Source organism: Pseudomonas sp. NFIX28, from assembly GCF_900107395.1.
Lineage (GTDB): Bacteria > Pseudomonadota > Gammaproteobacteria > Pseudomonadales > Pseudomonadaceae > Aquipseudomonas.
This window is the reverse complement of the sequence record NZ_FNPW01000001.1, coordinates 739,093-754,564: the sequence shown is the minus strand read 5'-3', so window position 1 is coordinate 754,564 and position 15,472 is coordinate 739,093. Positions and strand designations below refer to the sequence as shown.

At 64.3% G+C, this 15,472-nt stretch carries 14 protein-coding genes; 1 reads left to right on the top strand and 13 read right to left on the bottom strand.

Going from position 1 to position 15,472, the window contains the following annotated elements:
- Nucleotides 1-242 precede the first annotated feature (242 nt).
- The 3 genes from BLV20_RS03265 to BLV20_RS03255 are packed head-to-tail and all read right to left on the bottom strand — an operon-like array spanning nt 243 to nt 3,029.
- Nucleotides 243-1,640, bottom strand: coding sequence for an ArnT family glycosyltransferase (locus BLV20_RS03265; RefSeq protein WP_092297029.1), 1,398 nt, complete (start codon nt 1,638-1,640; stop codon nt 243-245).
- The gene (locus BLV20_RS03260; protein WP_139192675.1) at nt 1,637-2,629 is read right to left on the bottom strand and encodes a glycosyltransferase family 2 protein; all 993 of its coding nucleotides are present in this window, start codon (nt 2,627-2,629) and stop codon (nt 1,637-1,639) included. The genes BLV20_RS03265 and BLV20_RS03260 overlap by 4 nt, the downstream gene beginning before the upstream one ends.
- On the bottom strand, nt 2,616-3,029 hold the full coding sequence (locus tag BLV20_RS03255; protein ID WP_092296859.1) for a GtrA family protein: 414 nt from the start codon (nt 3,027-3,029) through the stop codon (nt 2,616-2,618). The genes BLV20_RS03260 and BLV20_RS03255 overlap by 14 nt, the downstream gene beginning before the upstream one ends.
- Nucleotides 3,030-3,358: 329 nt before the next feature.
- On the opposite strand from BLV20_RS03255, the gene BLV20_RS03250 reads away from it, so the two are divergent.
- On the top strand, nt 3,359-4,222 hold the full coding sequence (locus BLV20_RS03250; RefSeq protein ID WP_092296856.1) for a LysR family transcriptional regulator: 864 nt from the start codon (nt 3,359-3,361) through the stop codon (nt 4,220-4,222).
- Nucleotides 4,223-4,401: 179 nt separating this feature from the next.
- Here the strand turns inward: BLV20_RS03250 and BLV20_RS03245 are convergent, their stop codons facing one another.
- The 10 genes from BLV20_RS03245 to arnB form a co-directional block, all read right to left on the bottom strand.
- On the bottom strand, nt 4,402-5,109 hold the full coding sequence (locus BLV20_RS03245) for an HPP family protein (protein ID WP_092296854.1): 708 nt from the start codon (nt 5,107-5,109) through the stop codon (nt 4,402-4,404).
- A gap of 467 nt (nt 5,110-5,576) precedes the next feature.
- Complete coding sequence (locus BLV20_RS03240; RefSeq protein ID WP_092296851.1) at nt 5,577-6,110, bottom strand: GNAT family N-acetyltransferase; 534 nt, start codon at nt 6,108-6,110, stop codon at nt 5,577-5,579.
- 145 nt (nt 6,111-6,255) lie between these two features.
- A complete protein-coding gene (locus tag BLV20_RS03235) occupies nt 6,256-7,629 on the bottom strand; it encodes a UDP-glucose dehydrogenase family protein (protein ID WP_092296848.1) in 1,374 nt (457 codons plus the stop codon).
- The gene (gene arnF / locus BLV20_RS03230) at nt 7,626-8,039 is read right to left on the bottom strand and encodes a 4-amino-4-deoxy-L-arabinose-phosphoundecaprenol flippase subunit ArnF (protein ID WP_092296845.1); all 414 of its coding nucleotides are present in this window, start codon (nt 8,037-8,039) and stop codon (nt 7,626-7,628) included. The genes BLV20_RS03235 and arnF overlap by 4 nt, the downstream gene beginning before the upstream one ends.
- On the bottom strand, nt 8,036-8,380 hold the full coding sequence (gene arnE / locus BLV20_RS03225; RefSeq protein ID WP_092296842.1) for a 4-amino-4-deoxy-L-arabinose-phosphoundecaprenol flippase subunit ArnE: 345 nt from the start codon (nt 8,378-8,380) through the stop codon (nt 8,036-8,038). The genes arnF and arnE overlap by 4 nt, the downstream gene beginning before the upstream one ends.
- Nucleotides 8,377-10,023: a lipid IV(A) 4-amino-4-deoxy-L-arabinosyltransferase gene (arnT, locus tag BLV20_RS03220; protein WP_092296839.1), complete on the bottom strand. Its 1,647-nt coding sequence runs from the start codon at nt 10,021-10,023 to the stop codon at nt 8,377-8,379. Before arnT ends, arnE begins: the two co-directional genes overlap by 4 nt.
- A complete protein-coding gene (gene arnD / locus BLV20_RS03215; protein ID WP_092296836.1) occupies nt 10,020-10,904 on the bottom strand; it encodes a 4-deoxy-4-formamido-L-arabinose-phosphoundecaprenol deformylase in 885 nt (294 codons plus the stop codon). The genes arnT and arnD overlap by 4 nt, the downstream gene beginning before the upstream one ends.
- On the bottom strand, nt 10,904-12,910 hold the full coding sequence (gene arnA, locus BLV20_RS03210) for a bifunctional UDP-4-amino-4-deoxy-L-arabinose formyltransferase/UDP-glucuronic acid oxidase ArnA (protein ID WP_092296833.1): 2,007 nt from the start codon (nt 12,908-12,910) through the stop codon (nt 10,904-10,906). The genes arnD and arnA overlap by 1 nt, the downstream gene beginning before the upstream one ends.
- Nucleotides 12,907-13,926 carry an undecaprenyl-phosphate 4-deoxy-4-formamido-L-arabinose transferase gene (gene arnC / locus BLV20_RS03205; protein WP_092296830.1) on the bottom strand — a complete coding sequence of 340 codons (1,020 nt, stop codon included), beginning with the start codon at nt 13,924-13,926 and terminating at the stop codon, nt 12,907-12,909. The genes arnA and arnC overlap by 4 nt, the downstream gene beginning before the upstream one ends.
- Entirely contained in the window at nt 13,923-15,071 is a 1,149-nt protein-coding gene (gene arnB, locus BLV20_RS03200; RefSeq protein ID WP_092296827.1) for a UDP-4-amino-4-deoxy-L-arabinose aminotransferase, read from the bottom strand. The genes arnC and arnB overlap by 4 nt, the downstream gene beginning before the upstream one ends.
- Nucleotides 15,072-15,472: the final 401 nt, after the last annotated feature.

The window sequence follows — 15,472 nt, the reverse complement described above, 5'->3', positions numbered from 1 at the left end:
AACTCCCTGCTTTTATTGTTCTTTATCGGTGTGTTCGCGCGCGAACGATGACGGATCGTAACAGTGCAAATTTGCCCAGTACACCCAGGATAAATGCAGGCTGGCTGTGCATTTTTGCATGCGGTCGCCCCTGGCGAGGACTCTGGGCCCTGGCTTTGCCCGGCTCGCGACAGAATCGGCTTTGAGCGAGCCGTTATCAGCTGTGCCGGGTCGCGATAAATCCAAATGTCCGCGGCCTGAGGTTAGCGTCCCGAACACTTGAACAGCACGCTCTGGCTGGCCCGTAGCCGTTCCTCGCAGCCCAGCGGTTGTAGCCGCGAGCGGTCCTGTTCCAGGTCCTTCAGCCGGCGCGCCAGGTAGAAGGCGCCGCTGGCGGGCAGCTGGGCGATGCTCTTGATCCGCCGTGCCTGGCCCGCACTGTAGAACTCCCCCGAATAGGAGCGCCGCCCCCAGTAGTACAGCGGCGCGGCCTCCGTTGCCTGCAGCTTGCTCCAGGCCCTGGCCAGGGCTTCCTGGTTCTGCGGCCGCTGGAACGACGCGCCCTCGACCACCGCCACCGTCAAGCCCAGGGGCAATGCCAGCGCCAGGCCGACGACCAGCTTGCCTGGGGCATTCAAGCGCGTGCGCAGGGCCAGGGCCAGCAGCAGGCACCAGGCGGGCAGGGCGGGCAGCACATAGGTCCAGAGGATATTGCCCGAGAAGGTGAAAAACAGCGGGGTCACGAGCGCCCACAGGGTGATGAAACTCAGGGACAGACGCATGCCCGCGTAGTGCCGATAGACCCCGTACAGCAGGGGCAACAACAGGCTCCAGGGGAACAGCGCCAGCAGCAGGTCGAGCCAGATACTGGCGATCGGTCGCGCATGGGCGCTGCCATACAGATCGCCGCCCCAGTCGCTGATCACATAGCGTTTCCAGTGTTCGCCGACCAGGAAGTAATCGAGAAAACCGGGGCTGCGCAGTTCGGCCCACAGGTACCAGGGCAGCGCCACCAGCAGCATCAGCAGCAGGCCGCTGAACCAGGGCAGCGCCCAAAGGGCGCGCCATTGTCTGTTCAACAGGGTCCAGAGCCCCGCCTGGGCGCCCACCAGCACCAGCACCAGCGGCCCCTTGGCCAGCAACCCCAGGCCCAGGCCGAAGAAGCCGGCCAGGGCCCAGGCCCGATCGGCATGCACGGTGCCGCGCCAGAACCCATAGCAGGCCAGCAGCACGGCGAAGCTCAGGGCTGGGTCGGTCAGCACCACGCCTGCCGAGACCAGGCCCAGACTGGAGCTGGAAAACAGGATGGCGGCGACCAGCCCGGTGCGTTCGTCGTATTCCTGCCGGGCAAAACGGATAAGGATCAGGCAACTGCCGACATGCAGCAGCCAGGCCGGCAGGCGCGCGGCGAACTCGTTGACGCCCAGCAGCTGCATGCTCAAGGCCTGGGTCCAGAAGGCCAGCGGCGGCTTGCCCCAGAAGGGCACGCCATAGTCGAACATCGGCGTTACCCAGTCGTCGAGTTCGAGCATCTTGCGCGCCATCTCGCCGTAACGCGCTTCCGAGGTATCCATCAGGGGGTAAAAACCGAGGGTCATCAGGCGCACGCTCAGAATGCCGAGCAGCAGCCACCATAGGGTGCGGGTCGAAAGGCTGTTCATCGAGTCTCGTCTTGTTCGCCGGGTTGAACACTGGGAGGGGTTTGCAGTTGCCGGGAAAAACCGCCGAAGGTGCTGCGCAGGAAGTACAGAGGGCGGCGCTTGACCTCGACCAGCGTGGCGCCGATGTATTCGCCGACCATGGCGATGCCCACCAGGGCCAGCGCCAGGGCGCCGAGGATCAGGTGATGCACGTCGAAGGCGTCGATCAACCACTGGCGCAAGAGGTAGCCGGCGGTCAGCAACAGGGTCGCCAGGCTGAGCACGCTGAACCAGCGCAAGGGCTTGCGGGAGAACGCCAGCACGCCCTCCATGGCCAGGTCCACCAGGGCCATGGGGCTCCACTTGGACTCGCCGGCCCCCCGGCGCGCGCGCTCGTAGGGAATCTCCACGGTCTTGAAACCCAGCCAGTTGACCAGGCCTTTCATCAGGGTGGCCCGCTCGGGCATGTTGCGCAGGGCGTCCAGGGGCGCGGCGCCGATCAGGCGGAAGTCGCTGACGTCCGGCGGCACCGGGTACTTGTCCACCAGCAGGTTCATCAGCTTGTAATAGAGCCGCGCGCCCAGGCGTTTGCCGGCGGTATCGCTGCGCCGGTCGCTGCGTTGCATATTGACGATGTCGTTACCGGCCAGCCACTGCCGGACCATCAGCGGAATAAGTTCTGGCGGGTCTTGCAAGTCGGCGTCGATAAACAGCACCGAATCGCCCGCGGCATGGTCTATGCCCGCGGACATCGCGGATTCCTTGCCGAAGTTGCGGCTCAAATTGAGGCAACGTATGCGGGGAACGCGGCAGAACGCTTCCAATAACTCGGAACTGCCATCCTGGCTCCCGTCGTTTACATAAAGCACTTCGTAGACCACCGAAAGTGTATTCAGCACCCGCATCAGGCGGCGATGGAATTCGGGCAGTACATGGGCTTCGTTATAACAACAGACAATCACGCTGATGAATTCGTGACTGTCCGGCCGAGCACAACTAGGCAAGTTCATTCTTAAAAGTCCAGGTTCGATTTATCCAGTAACTGACCAGGGTCAGGCAGAGGGTGCTGAGCACTTGCATCAACAGTGGCGAGTCGGGTTCGAGGCGCAGCAGCAACAGCATCAGCAACGCATTGCCGAGGTTGTAGCCAGCGGCGCTCATGCAGAAACGCAGGGCCTGATTCGCCCTGGCGTCGCCGTTTGCCCGGGAAAACGTCCAACGGTTATTGCCCTGATAGCTGATCCAGGTGCCCAGGCCAGCGCCGAGCAGGCTTGCCAGCAACGCCGGCAGGGAAGGGATCAATGCCAGAAACAGCGCGTAATGACTCAAGGTGGCGAGGGCCCCGACCAAGGCGTAACGCGAAAGTTGTTTTCGGTGATGTTTCAATAAGGTTTCTAATAACTGCGACATCGACAATCCCCAAGCTGGCGAGTGCGTTAATTCTTGGGAAGTTTTTGTCGATGATCAGTGGCTGTTTTGTGAAAATATCGTTTGCCTGGACAGGCAAGATATTTCACGAAGTAACTTAACAAATACGTCATTATTTTCCCAAGTGCAGAAAAGTCGGGGTGTCGGCCAAGCCTGACTTGAACAGCAACTACCGATATATATCGTGGTTGTTATCTTGCCGTCAGCTTGCAAGTTTCAGCCGTTGCAGAAGTTGAAACCCCGGGCACGGGATGGCTCGATGGCGTCGGCTCGTTACAATGGCGCTCGACTTTCGCTCCCCCAGAGGCAACATGGACATCGACCTGGCCCGCACCTTTTTGCAAATTGTCCGCAGCGGCAGCCTGATCGCCGCGGCCGAGCAATTGCACCTGACCCAGACCGCGATCAGCGCCCGGGTGCAGAACCTTGAGGGCCAGCTCAACTGCAAGCTGTTCGTGCGCAACCGCGCCGGGGCCCGGCTGACGGCCGATGGCGAGGCGTTCATCGTCTACGCCAACCAGCTGGTGCAGACCTGGGAAGCCGCCCAGCGCGACCTGCCGTTGCTCGCCGGTTACCGCAACGTGCTGCACATCGGCGGTGAAGTCAGCCTGTGCAACCCGTTGATGCTCAATTGGGTGAGGCGCTTGCGCCAGGCGATTCCCAGCCACGCGGTGCGCAGCCAGATCGCCGAGGGCGCGAGCCTGCAACGCCAGTTGGAGCTTGGCGTGCTGGATGCCGCGCTGGTGTTCCAGCCGGTGTATGGGCCGGGGTTGCAGGTCGAGCAGTTGCTGGAGGAAAAACTGATTTTGGTACGCCTGGCCGGCAAGCCCGAGCCTTATGTGTACATCGACTGGGGCGAGGATTTCCGTCGCCAGCACGACGCGGCGCTGCCGGACCAAGCCAAGGCCGCGGTGGGTTTCAACCTCGGGCCGCTGGCCTTGCAGTTCATCCTCGAAGGCGGCGGCAGTGGCTACTTCCGCACGCGGGTGGTGCAGAGCTATCTGGACAGCGGCGTGCTGGAACGGGTGGAAAAGGCCCCGGAGTTCAATTTCCCGACCTACCTGCTGTACGCCCGCGAACGGGATTCGGCGGAGTTGCAGCAGGCCTTCGAGGTGTTGCGCGAAGTGGTCGCCAGCGACACCGACTGGTCGCAGCGCTGGGACCCGATGATCTGAGTCGGGACACTCTTGAAAGCGCGGCGCCTGGTTTTACGACCGCTTCGCGCTCGATCGCAGCCTGCGGCAGCGGCTACAGGGATCGCGGAGTCTGTGTAGCCGCTGCCGAGCCCGCGAGGCTGCGATCGGCAACGCAGCTGCCGTAAAACCTGAGCCCGCGATCTGTCCGCAAAACCCGATCAAACCCGCGGCGCCAACACCTCGCCAATACTGCGCCGGCGCGCATGGGCCTCACTGGCGTGGATCAGTTGCTCCAGGTCTTGCGGGGTGACGTCGAAGAACTCCTGCATCTCATCCAGCGCCAGCTTGAGGTCCGCGGCGGTGATGGCCAGGGCATCGGTGGATGGCTGCTCGGCGGGCAGCTTGGTCGCGGGCTCGCTCTGGCCCTTGGGATAGCGGATGCGGGTCAGGTTGTTGTAGGCCAGGGCGCTTACCAGTAGGCACAGCGCCGCCAGCATTACCGGGCCCAGGGCCAGCCAGTCGAGAGCGATGGTGGCGGGGTCGGCCAGCACCATTGTCAGGGCCACGGCGCCGGCCGGCGGATGCAGGCAGCGCAGCCAGCACATCAGCACCAGGGACATGCCGGCGGCCAGGCAGGCACTGCCCAGGGTGCGCCCGAGCACATGGGCCACCAGCAACGCCAGGACCGCCGCGCACAGGTAGCCGCCGAGGATCGACCAGGGTTGCGCCAGCGCCCCGGACGACACGGCGAACAGCAGCACCGCCGAAGCCCCCAGCGGCCCGATCAGGTGCAGCGCGACTTCCATGCCGAACACCCGGCCGCATAACCAGACACTCAGTAGCGTGCCCAAGGCCATGCCGATTGCGGCGCGGCTCCATTCCGAAGGGCGGGTATTGATGGCAGCGGGTTTCCAGCGAGCGAGCATGACGAAGCAGTCCAGTTCCAGTTCAGCGGGCAAAAAGAAGGGCTTGTCTGGATCACCAGAAAGCCCTGAAGCGTTCCAACATTTGGGGGGAGGAACCGGCACAGTTTGCCGATCAAACCAAGCGCCTACAAATTCATAATAATGCTGTTTAAGTGCATTATTTTTGTACTGTCGCAGCCAGCGCCACAGCCCGCCCAGGGCCCCGTAGGAGCGAAGCTTGCTCGCGAAAAAGCCGGCCCATGCCACACCGATCCCACCTGCCACATCGCCTTCGCGAGCAAGCTTCGCTCCTACGCTGGGATGGGTTATGCAGGCAGTGCGCAGCGCTGTGCTTTCTCGACCATGCCCGCAACCCCGAACCTCCCGACACCCACGAAATCCGTAGGAGCGAAGCTTGCTCGCGAAAAGGCCGGCCCATGCAACCCCGATTTCGCCTGCCACACCGCTTTCGCGAGCAAGCTTCACTCCTACGCTGGGGTGGGTTGGGCGGGCAGTGTCAGGCGCATGGCGCAGCGGCGGGCGGCGGGTAGGCCGTGCTGGGTTTCTTCGGCCAGCACCTGTTGTAGGCGTGGGCCCAGTTGGCTGGCGTCCAGGGTGACAAAGCCGCAGCGCTGGTAGAAAGGTTCATTCCATGGCAACTGGCGGAAAGTGCTCAGGGTCAGGGCGGTAAAACCCTGCTGGCGCGCCTGTTCGCACACCGTCTGCAGCAGGCGCCGGCCGATGCCACGGCCCTGGGCGGTGCTGGCGACCGAGATTTCCCAGATATGCAGCGCGTCGGCGCAGGCTTCGGCGTCGAGGAAGGCGCACACCTCTTGCTCGAGCACCGCCACCCACACCCGCTGCTGGCGGATATGTTCGCGGTGCTGCACCGCGTTGGGCACCTCGGCGTCGGCCAGCCAGGCCAGTTCGGGGTCGCGGCGAAACAGCGCGGCGGCGCTGCGCTCGATGGCGGGGAGCAGGGTGGCATCGGCCTCGGTGGCCAGGCGGATTTGCACAGTCATGGGGCGCGAGTGTAAGGAGCCAGGGCGCGAGCGATCAACCGTTCAAGAGCGCGGCACCGGCACAAAACAGCAGCAGGGCCAGCAGCCCCGGCCCGCAGGCTTGCCAACGCAGGGCGCTGGCAGGGGCGTTGCGGGCCCTGGGCATTCAGGCCCGGGCCCGGGCGTCGGCCCATTGCCGGTGCGGAATCGGCAGGTGGCGCGATTCGCCGCGGCCGATCGGGAAGTAAGTGAAGCCACCACGGGCCAGGCGCTCGGCGTCGTACAGGTTGCGCCCGTCGAAAATCACCGGGGCCTTGAGGCGCTGTTTCAGCAGCTGGAAGTCCGGCGCCTTGAACTGCTGCCACTCGGTGCAGATGATCAGCGCGTCGGCGTCGTTCAGCACCGACTCCGGGGTGCCCATCAGCATCAGCTTCGGTTCTTCGGGGTACAGGCGCTGGGTTTCCTGCATGGCTTCCGGGTCGAAGGCGCGCACATGGGCGCCGGCGGCCCACAGTGCTTCCAGCAGCACCCGGCTGGGGGCGTCGCGCATGTCGTCGGTGTTGGGCTTGAAGGCCAGGCCCCAGAGGGCGAAGGTCTTGCCTTGCAGGTCGCCCTGGTAGAAGGCGTTGATGCGCTCGAACAGCTTGTGTTTCTGCCGCTCGTTGATCGCTTCCACCGCTTGTAGCAGGTCGCTGGAGCAATGGGCCTGCTCGGCGCTGTGGATCAGCGCGCGCATGTCCTTGGGGAAACACGAGCCGCCATAACCGCAGCCCGGGTAGATGAAGTGATAGCCGATGCGCGAGTCGGCGCCGATCCCCAGGCGCACCGACTCGATGTCGGCGCCCAGGTGTTCGGCCAGCTCGGCGATCTGGTTGATGAAGCTGATCTTGGTCGCCAGCATGCAGTTGGCGGCGTACTTGGTCAGTTCGGCGCTGCGCAGGTCCATGAACATGATGCGGTCATGGTTGCGGTTGAACGGCGCGTAGAGGTCGCGCATCACGTCGCGGACCTCTTCGCGCTCGCAGCCGACGATGATCCGGTCCGGCCGGCGGCAGTCGGAAACCGCCGAGCCTTCCTTGAGGAATTCCGGGTTGGAGACGATATCGAACTGCAGGGCGCGCCCGTCCAGGGCCTTGTCGATGTGGGCCTTCAAGGTGTCGCCGGTGCCCACCGGCACCGTGGATTTCTCCACCAGGATCACCGGCTGCTCACGATGCCGGGCCACGGCGTCGCCCACCGACAGCACGTAGCTCAGGTCGGCCGAGCCGTCCTCGCTGGACGGCGTGCCCACGGCGATAAACAGCACCTGGCCGTGCTGCACCGCGAGCTTTTCGTCGCTGGTGAAGCTCAGGCGCCGGCTTTCCAGGTTATCGCGCACCAGGCTCGACAGGCCGGGCTCGAAAATACTGACGTGCCCCTGTTGCAGCTGCTGGACCTTGTGCTCGTCGATATCCATGCAGATGACATCGTGGCCGACCTCGGCCAGCACGGCGGCTTGTACGAGGCCGACGTAACCACTTCCAAATACGCTGATTTTCATGGGGTATTCCTGGGACTTGTCGCGGGAGCAGGTCGTGAATTGATGGTAATGACGCCGAGGATGACCAAGGCCACCCCTAGGGTTTTCGAGAGACTGAACGGCTCGTTGAACAGCGGCAGCGCGGCGGCCAGCAGGTAGACCAGGGCGTAGCTGATGCTGAGCAGGGAATAGGCCCGGCCCAGCGGCAGGTCGCGCAGGGCCGCCAGCCAGCAGAGCATCGACAGCGCGTAGGCGAGGATCGCCGCCAGCACCACGCCCAGCGCCAGCGGGTCGACCTGGCCGCCGGCCAGCGCCGCCAGCCAGTCCGTGGGCGTGGGCAGGCGCGTCATGCTCCAGCGCATGCCCAGCTGCGCGGCACTGACCAGCAACACGCTGCCCAGGGCGTAGGTGAAACCGCGCGCCCGGCTCATGCGTGGCGACTCAACAGCAGCACGCCCGCCAGCACCAGCGCGACGCCCAGCCAGTGGCGGCGGTCGATGGCCTCATGGAAGACGAAGCGGGCGATCAGGGTGATCAGCACGAAGTTCAGGCTGAGCATCGGATAGGCGATGCCGACCTCGACCCGCTGCAGCACCAGCAGCCACACCAGCAAGCCCAGGCCGAGGCTGGCCAGGGCCAGCCACAGCCAGGGCGAGCGCAGTTTGGCCAGCGCGCCCGAGGGCTGGCCACGCCAGCTTTCCACGGCGAACTTCTGCGCCAGCTGGCCCAGGCAGGTCAGCAGGCAGGCGGCGAGCAGCAGCGACAGGCTCATGGTTGGCTCTGCGCGAAGATCAGGATCACGAGATTGCCCTGGTCATAACGTTTGAAGTCCTGCGGCAGCAGATCGATTTCGTAGTGCTCGTCGCCATTGATGCGCATGACCACGGCCACCTGGCCCCGCTTGCGGGCCTCGGGCATCCATTGGCCGACGTAGCGCAGGTCGACATAGCGATGCTGGGTGTCAGGATAGGCCAGGCCATATTTCACTTCGCCTGTCGTGTTGTACAAGGCGATATCCGGGCGCTTGAGGCGCCAGGCCAGGGCCGAGGCCGTGCCCAGGTCGTTGCTCACCAGGGTGTGGCTGCGGGCGAGTTCCTCGGCGTGATCGATGATGAATTGATCCGGCATCTTGTTGTACACCACCGAATTGGGCAGGCCGGCCGGCACCAGGGCGATGAACAGCCAGCTGCCGAGAGCCGGCGCGGCCCACAGCCGCAGCGGGCGCAAGGCTTGCAGCAGATTGCAGAGAATCCAGCCGGACAGGGCGATGAACACCAGCGTCAGGTGGCCGGGCTCGTTGGCATACAGCGGCTTCTTCAACTGGAAGAACACCAGCGTCAACAGCAGCAACAGGCCCAGCACCAGGTTGAGCAGGCCGTTGAGGCTGATGAGCCTGGTCTGCCCGGCCTGCAAGCGGTCGCTCAGGCTGTTGCCCATCAACAGCGCCAATGGCAGCAGACACGGCAGGATATAGGCCGGCAGCTTGCCCTTGCTCAGGCTGAAGAACGCCAGCGGCAGCAGCAGCCACAACAGCAGGAAGCCGATGCTCGCCTGGCGCCGGGTCTGCCAGGCCTGCTGCAAGGCGGCCGGTAGCAGCAGCACCCAGGGCATGCTGTAGGCCACCAGCAACGGCAGGTAATACCACCAGGGCGAAGCATGCTGGGCGTCTTCCCCGGCGAAACGACGGATGTGTTCATGCCAGAAGAAGAACCGCCAGTAATCCGTTTCCTGGGCGTGCACCGCCAGGGCCCACGGCAGGCTCACGAGAACCGCCACCAGCACCGCCACGCCGCCGTAGACGAACAGTTCGCGCAGGCGTTTGTGCCAGAGCATGTAGGGCAGGGCGATCAGCACCGGCAACAGCCAGGCGAGGAACCCCTTGGTCATGAAGCCCATGCCGCAGGCGAAACCCAGGCCCGCCCAGGCCAGCAGGCGGTTGCGCAAGGTGCTGCTGTCGAGGGCGAACCACAGCGCCACCAGGCTCAGGTTGACCCAGAAGGTGAACTGCGGATCGAGGTTGGCATAGCCGCCAGCGCCGACCACCACGCAGAGACTCATGTACAGCAGGGCGCAGACCAGGCTCTTGCGCGGGTCGTTCCACAGCCGCCTGGCCATCAGGTAGGTGAGCAGCACGCTCAGGCCCATGCTCAGGGCCGAAGCCACCCGCACGCCGAACAGGTTCTGGCCGAACAGCGCCTGGCCGAGGGCGATCATCCAATAGCCGGCGGCCGGCTTCTCGAAATAGCGGATGCCCATGAAATGCGGCGATGCCCAGTGGCCGGTCAGGAGCATCTCCTGGCTGATCTGCGCGTAGCGGGTTTCATCGGGAATCCACAAACCGTGGGTGGCCATCGGCAGCAGGTAGAACAGGCCGAAGGCAATCAGTAAAAGAGGCAGGGCCCAGCGTCTGGTCATGCGCCTTGTACTCCCAGCCAGCCTTCGCGGCCGTCGAGGGCACCACGCACGACCTGGCCCTGGGGCAGGCTCGGCAAGGACGCGGGCAACAAGTCGCCCAGCGCATTGAAATGAATGTCACGCTGGCGCGCCTGGGCCAGCAGTTGACGAAAATCGTTGGCCATCAAAATCCCTTCGACCTCGGCGTGAATGGTGTAGACGTTGAGCTTTTCCGGGTGGAACCGGTCCAGGATGAATGCATTGAAATCGCAGGCGGCGACAATCGGCCCGACCACTTCGTCGAAGGTCGGCATGTCGACCGGAACCTGCGGGGTGCCCAGGCTGCCGTCCGCCAGCCGTGGCTGGAAGATCGACGTACCGCGGCAATCGCTGTTGTAGCGAAAGCCGAAACCCTGCTTGGCCTCGATCACCGACGCGTCGGCGCGCCAGCCGGCGGCGGCCGAGCAGTCGATGCGCTGGCCGAGAATGTCATTGAGGGTGTCGACGCCCTGGCGGATCTGCTCGATCAGTTGCGCCGGGCTCCAGCGCCCGGCATTGGCCTGCCAGCCGTGATGGTCCCAGGCGTGCAGGCCGACTTCATGGCCGGCGTCCCGGGCCTGGCGCATCAGGTGCCCGAGGGCGCGGCCGATCGGCTTGCCCGGCCAGGCCGTGCCCGCCAGCAGGATGTCCCAGCCATACAGGCCGGCGGCGTTGGAGCGCAGCATCTTCCAGAGAAATTGCGGACGGACCAGGCGCCACAGGTGGCGCCCCATGTTGTCCGGGCCGACGCTGAAGAAGAAGGTCGCCTTGACCCCGGCTTCATCGAGCAGTTCCAGCAAGCGCGGCACCCCCTCGCGGGTACCGCGATAGGTGTCGACGTCGATTCGCAGGCCTGCCTGCATCAACGTGCTTCTTCTTTGGCGTGCTCCGCGATTTCGAGCATGGCCTCGCGCAAGAAGAAGTCCAGGGTGTTGCCGATGGTTTCCTTCATCTCGACGCTCGGTTCCCAGTTCAGCAGGCGCTTGGCGTTGGCGATGCTCGGCTTGCGGTGTTCCACGTCCTGGTAGCCGGCACCGTAGAAGGACTTGCTCTCGACTTCGCGGAAACCGGCGAACGGCGGGAAATTGCCGCGCAGCGGGTGGGCCTCGAACTGGCGCAGCAGCTCTTCGCCCAACTGGCGGATGCTGGCTTCGTTGTCCGGGTTGCCGATGTTGATGATCTGGCCGTTGCACACATCGTTCTCGTTGTCGACGATGCGCGCCAGGGCTTCGATGCCGTCGGCGATGTCGGTAAAGCAGCGCTTCTGCTCGCCGCCATCGAACAGGCGGATCGGCGTGCCTTCCACCAGGTTGAGGATCAGCTGGGTGATGGCCCGGGAGCTGCCGATGCGCGCCGAGTCCAGGCGGTCCAGGCGCGGGCCCATCCAGTTGAACGGGCGGAACAGGGTGAAGTTCAGGCCTTTGCTGCCGTAGGCCCAGATCACCCGGTCCAGCAGCTGCTTGGACACCGAATAGATCCAGCGTTGCTTGTTGATCGGGCCGACGATCAGGTTGGAGGTGTCTTCGTCGAAGTTCTGGTCCTGGCACATGCCGTAGACCTCGGAGGTCGACGGGAAGATCACGCGCTTGTTGTATTTGACGCAGTAGCGAACCAGCTTGAGGTTCTCTTCGAAGTCCAGCTCGAACACGCGCAGCGGGTTGCGGGTGTATTCGATCGGCGTGGCGATGGCCACCAGCGGCAGGACCACGTCGCATTTCTTGATGTGGTACTCGATCCACTCGGAGTGGATGCTGATGTCGCCTTCGACGAAGTGGAAATGCCGGTGGCTACGCAGGCGCTCGATGGCATCGGAACCGATATCCAGGCCATAGACTTCGTAACGGTCGTCACGCAGCAGGCGTTCGGACAGGTGATTGCCGATAAAACCGTTGACGCCGAGGATCAGCACCCGCGTGCGGCGCGGCGCGCGGCCGGATTCGGCGCCGCGCAGCAGCGAGCCGTCCACCAGGCCCAGTTCGTTGGCCAGTTGCGGGCCGCTGAGGTACAGGCCGTTGTCGTTGCGCTGGCCGGCGTTGATCAGCAGCGAGTCCTCGCCGCAGGCGATGCGCAGCGGATCGACGCTGATCACCCGGCCCGGGGCCTGGCCTTCGTTGCCCTTGACCACCTCGGCGCTCCAGACGATCAGCTTGTGCTCGCCCACGGCGCAGAACGCGCCCGGGTAAGGCTTGGTCACGGCGCGCACCAGGTTGAACAGCTGCTCGGCCGGCTGGCTCCACAGCAACTTGCCGTCGGCCGCGGTGCGGCGCCCGAAGTAGCTGGCCCGGGATTCGTCCTGGGCGGTTTCGCTGACCTTGCCTTGCGCCAGGGCGGGCAGGGTGTCGCGCAGCAGGTTGGCGGCGGCGTCGCGCAGCTTGCCGTGCAGGCTCAGCGCGGTGTCGCGGCGTTCGATGGCCACTCGCTGCTGGGCAATGATCGCCCCGGCGTCGGGGCGTTTGACCATGCGGTGCAGGGTCACGCCGGTTTCGCTTTCGCCGTTGACCAGCACCCAGTTGGCCGGGGCGCGGCCACGGTAGCTCGGCAGCAGCGAGCCGTGCAGGTTGAAGGCGCCTTTGCCGGCGGTGGCCAACAGCGCTTCGCTCAACAGGTTGCGATAGTAGAAGGAGAAGAGGTAGTCGGGGTTGAGCTTGGCGATGCGCTCGACCCACAGCGGGTGGTTGGCGTCTTCCGGGGCATGCACCGGGATGCCCTTGAGCGAGCACAGCTGGGCCACGGAGCCGTAGAAGGTGTTTTCCTGCGGGTCGTCGGCATGGGTGAAGACCGCGCCGATTTCATAACCTGCGTCGAGCAGGGCTTCGATGCCCGCGCAGCCGATATCGTGGTAGGCAAAGACAACAGCTTTATGACTCATGGCGAAACCTGATCGGAGAGAGTGGAAGTTAGACCGTCGACCGTGATGGCGGGAGCCGGGGCGGCAGGCTGGCTGCGCAGGACTTTTTCAATGAAGAAGCGCGGGCGGGCACGCACGTCGCTGTACATGCGGCCCAGGTATTCGCCCAACAGGCCCATGCCGATGAACTGGCCGCCGGTGAACACGAACAGGATGGCGAACAGCACGAACATGCCGTCGCCGGCCCATTCGGAGCCGAACACCAGGCGCAGGAAGATCAGCAGCAGGGCGAACAGCACGCCGAGACCGGCCATGCTGAAGCCGATGATGCTCAACAGGCGCAGCGGCGTGGTGGTCATGCAGGTGATCAGGTCGAACATCAGGTTGATCAGGCGCATCGGGCTGTACTTGGAGTCGCCGTGTTCGCGCTCGGCGTGGTTCACCAGCACCTCGGTGGTGTGGCGGGCGAAGCTGTTGGCCAGGATCGGGATAAAGGTGCTGCGTTCGCGACAGGCGAGCATGGCGTCGACCACGCTGCGGCGGTAGGCGCGCAGCATGCAGCCGTAGTCGTTCATGGCCACGCCGGTGGAGCGCTGCACGGCGAGGTTGATCAGCTTCGACGGCCAGCGGCGCCAGGCGGAGTCCTGGCGGTTGTTGCGCACCGTGCCGACCACGTCGTAGCCCAGCTCGGCCTGGGCCACCAGGCGCGGGATTTCTTCCGGCGGGTTCTGCAGGTCGGCGTCCAGGGTGATGACCACGTCGCCACGGCATTGCTCGAAGCCGGCCATGATCGCCGCATGCTGGCCGTAGTTGCGATTGAGGATCACCGCCACCACCGGGCTGCCTTCGCGGCTGGCGGCGTCCTCGAGGATCTGCGCCGACTCGTCGCGGCTGCCGTCGTCGACCAGGACGATCTCGAAATCGTGCTTGAGCTGGCGGCAGGCTGCTTCAGTGCGCCGCAGCAGCTCGGGCAGGCTCTCTTCTTCGTTGTAGACCGGGATGACGATCGACACGAACTCGATTGGATAAGGTTTCAAAGGCTTGGGTCCAGACTGGTTTTGATGGCGCCGACGACCCGCTCGACATCGTCGAGGGTCATGTCGGGGAACAGCGGAATCGAGCACAGGCGTGCCGAGTTCCATTCGGTATGGGGTAGCCGCACCTGGGGAAAGCGCTGGCGATAATAACTGTGCAGGTGAGTGGCGACGAAATGGATGCCGCTGCCGATGTTTTTTTCCTGCAGGGCCTTCATGAAGCCGTCGCGATCGATGCCGCAGCGCTCGGCGTCGATGCGCAGGATAAACAGGTGCCAGGCATGCTGTTGCGGATACGGCGGCAGGTGCAGCGGTTGCACCGGCAGGTCGCGCAATTGCTCCAGGTAGGCATTGGCCAGGACTTCGCGCTGGCGATTGATCGCGTCCAGGCGCCGCAACTGCACCAGGGCGATGGCGGCATTGATATCCGCCAGGTTGTACTTGAAGCCGGGTTCGATCACCTCGGCCTGGGGCTTGCGCCCGTGGGTCAGGCGGTCATAGGCATCGACGCCCAGGCCATGGAACTTGAGCATGCGCACCCGGTTGGCCAGGGCCTCGTCATCGCTGACAAACATCGCGCCTTCGGCGCAGGTCATGTTCTTGATCGCATGGAAGGAAAAGATCGCCGTGCCCCGAGCGCCGATGGCGCGGCCGCGATAGGTGGTGCCGGCGGCGTGCGCGGCGTCCTCGATCACCGCGATGCCATGGCGGGCGGCGAGGGCGTACAGCGGGTCGAGGTCGAAGGCGGCACCGGCGTAATGCACTGGGACGATCGCCTTGGTGCGCGGCGTGATTGCCGCTTCAACCGTGGCGGCATCGGTCATCAGGGTGTGCGGGTCGACGTCGACGAACACCGGGGTCGCGCCCAGCAGGCAGATCATGTTGGCGGTGGACACCCAGGTCTGCGAGGGGGTGATCACTTCGTCGCCAGGGCCGACCCCCAGGGCCAGCAAGGCGAGGTGCATGCCACCGGTAGCCGACGACAGCGCCACCGCATGCTTGCAGCCGACCCGCGCGGCAAATTGCTGCTCGAGTTCCTGGTTCTTCGGCCCGGTGGTGATCCAGCCGGAACGCAGAACCTGCTCGACCGCAGCAATCTCTTCATCGCCCATGCTTGGGCGCGAAAAAGGAAGGAAAGCCTGGCTCATTGAGACCTCGGAAGGGGAAAAGGTTGTTCAGTAATCGAAAGGAGAAAAAGCGCCTGTGCCACCGTGGGGGAAATTCAGGAAAGGCGTTTTGGATTCGGTCATTGAAGGGTGTCCGTAAGTGAGGTCGGCGTGGTCATCCATGGGCGAATGAAGTAAAGACCACGCAAGGTAAAAGTAAAGCCAGATCAATGTGTTAGCTTTTGTTTCGGTCACCAGGCCTGGCAAGCTGCCAGTGCCGGTGAATGGATTCAGGTTAAGCGTAAAAATGGGAAACGAACATGAAAAAAAGGCCAACGGCGCGTTTATCGTTCGCCTAGACAGCCGGTGTTCAGGCTTTGCCAATGGCAGGCCGGAAAACCCCCGGTTGCCTGCCAAGCCCGGGCATTTTTTGCGGTTGGCGA

Coding starts and splice junctions, on each gene's coding strand:
- arnD (WP_092296836.1), bottom strand. CDS start 10,904: ATGCAGGCAGGCCTGCGAATCGACGTCGACACCTATCGCGGTACCCGC.
- arnF (WP_092296845.1), bottom strand. CDS start 8,039: ATGAGCCGGGCGCGCGGTTTCACCTACGCCCTGGGCAGCGTGTTGCTG.
- BLV20_RS03255 (WP_092296859.1), bottom strand. CDS start 3,029: ATGTCGCAGTTATTAGAAACCTTATTGAAACATCACCGAAAACAACTT.
- arnB (WP_092296827.1), bottom strand. CDS start 15,071: ATGAGCCAGGCTTTCCTTCCTTTTTCGCGCCCAAGCATGGGCGATGAA.
- arnE (WP_092296842.1), bottom strand. CDS start 8,380: ATGAGCCTGTCGCTGCTGCTCGCCGCCTGCCTGCTGACCTGCCTGGGC.
- arnA (WP_092296833.1), bottom strand. CDS start 12,910: ATGAGTCATAAAGCTGTTGTCTTTGCCTACCACGATATCGGCTGCGCG.
- BLV20_RS03250 (WP_092296856.1), top strand. CDS start 3,359: ATGGACATCGACCTGGCCCGCACCTTTTTGCAAATTGTCCGCAGCGGC.
- arnT (WP_092296839.1), bottom strand. CDS start 10,023: ATGACCAGACGCTGGGCCCTGCCTCTTTTACTGATTGCCTTCGGCCTG.
- BLV20_RS03240 (WP_092296851.1), bottom strand. CDS start 6,110: ATGACTGTGCAAATCCGCCTGGCCACCGAGGCCGATGCCACCCTGCTC.
- BLV20_RS03235 (WP_092296848.1), bottom strand. CDS start 7,629: ATGAAAATCAGCGTATTTGGAAGTGGTTACGTCGGCCTCGTACAAGCC.
- BLV20_RS03265 (WP_092297029.1), bottom strand. CDS start 1,640: ATGAACAGCCTTTCGACCCGCACCCTATGGTGGCTGCTGCTCGGCATT.
- BLV20_RS03245 (WP_092296854.1), bottom strand. CDS start 5,109: ATGCTCGCTCGCTGGAAACCCGCTGCCATCAATACCCGCCCTTCGGAA.
- BLV20_RS03260 (WP_139192675.1), bottom strand. CDS start 2,629: ATGAACTTGCCTAGTTGTGCTCGGCCGGACAGTCACGAATTCATCAGC.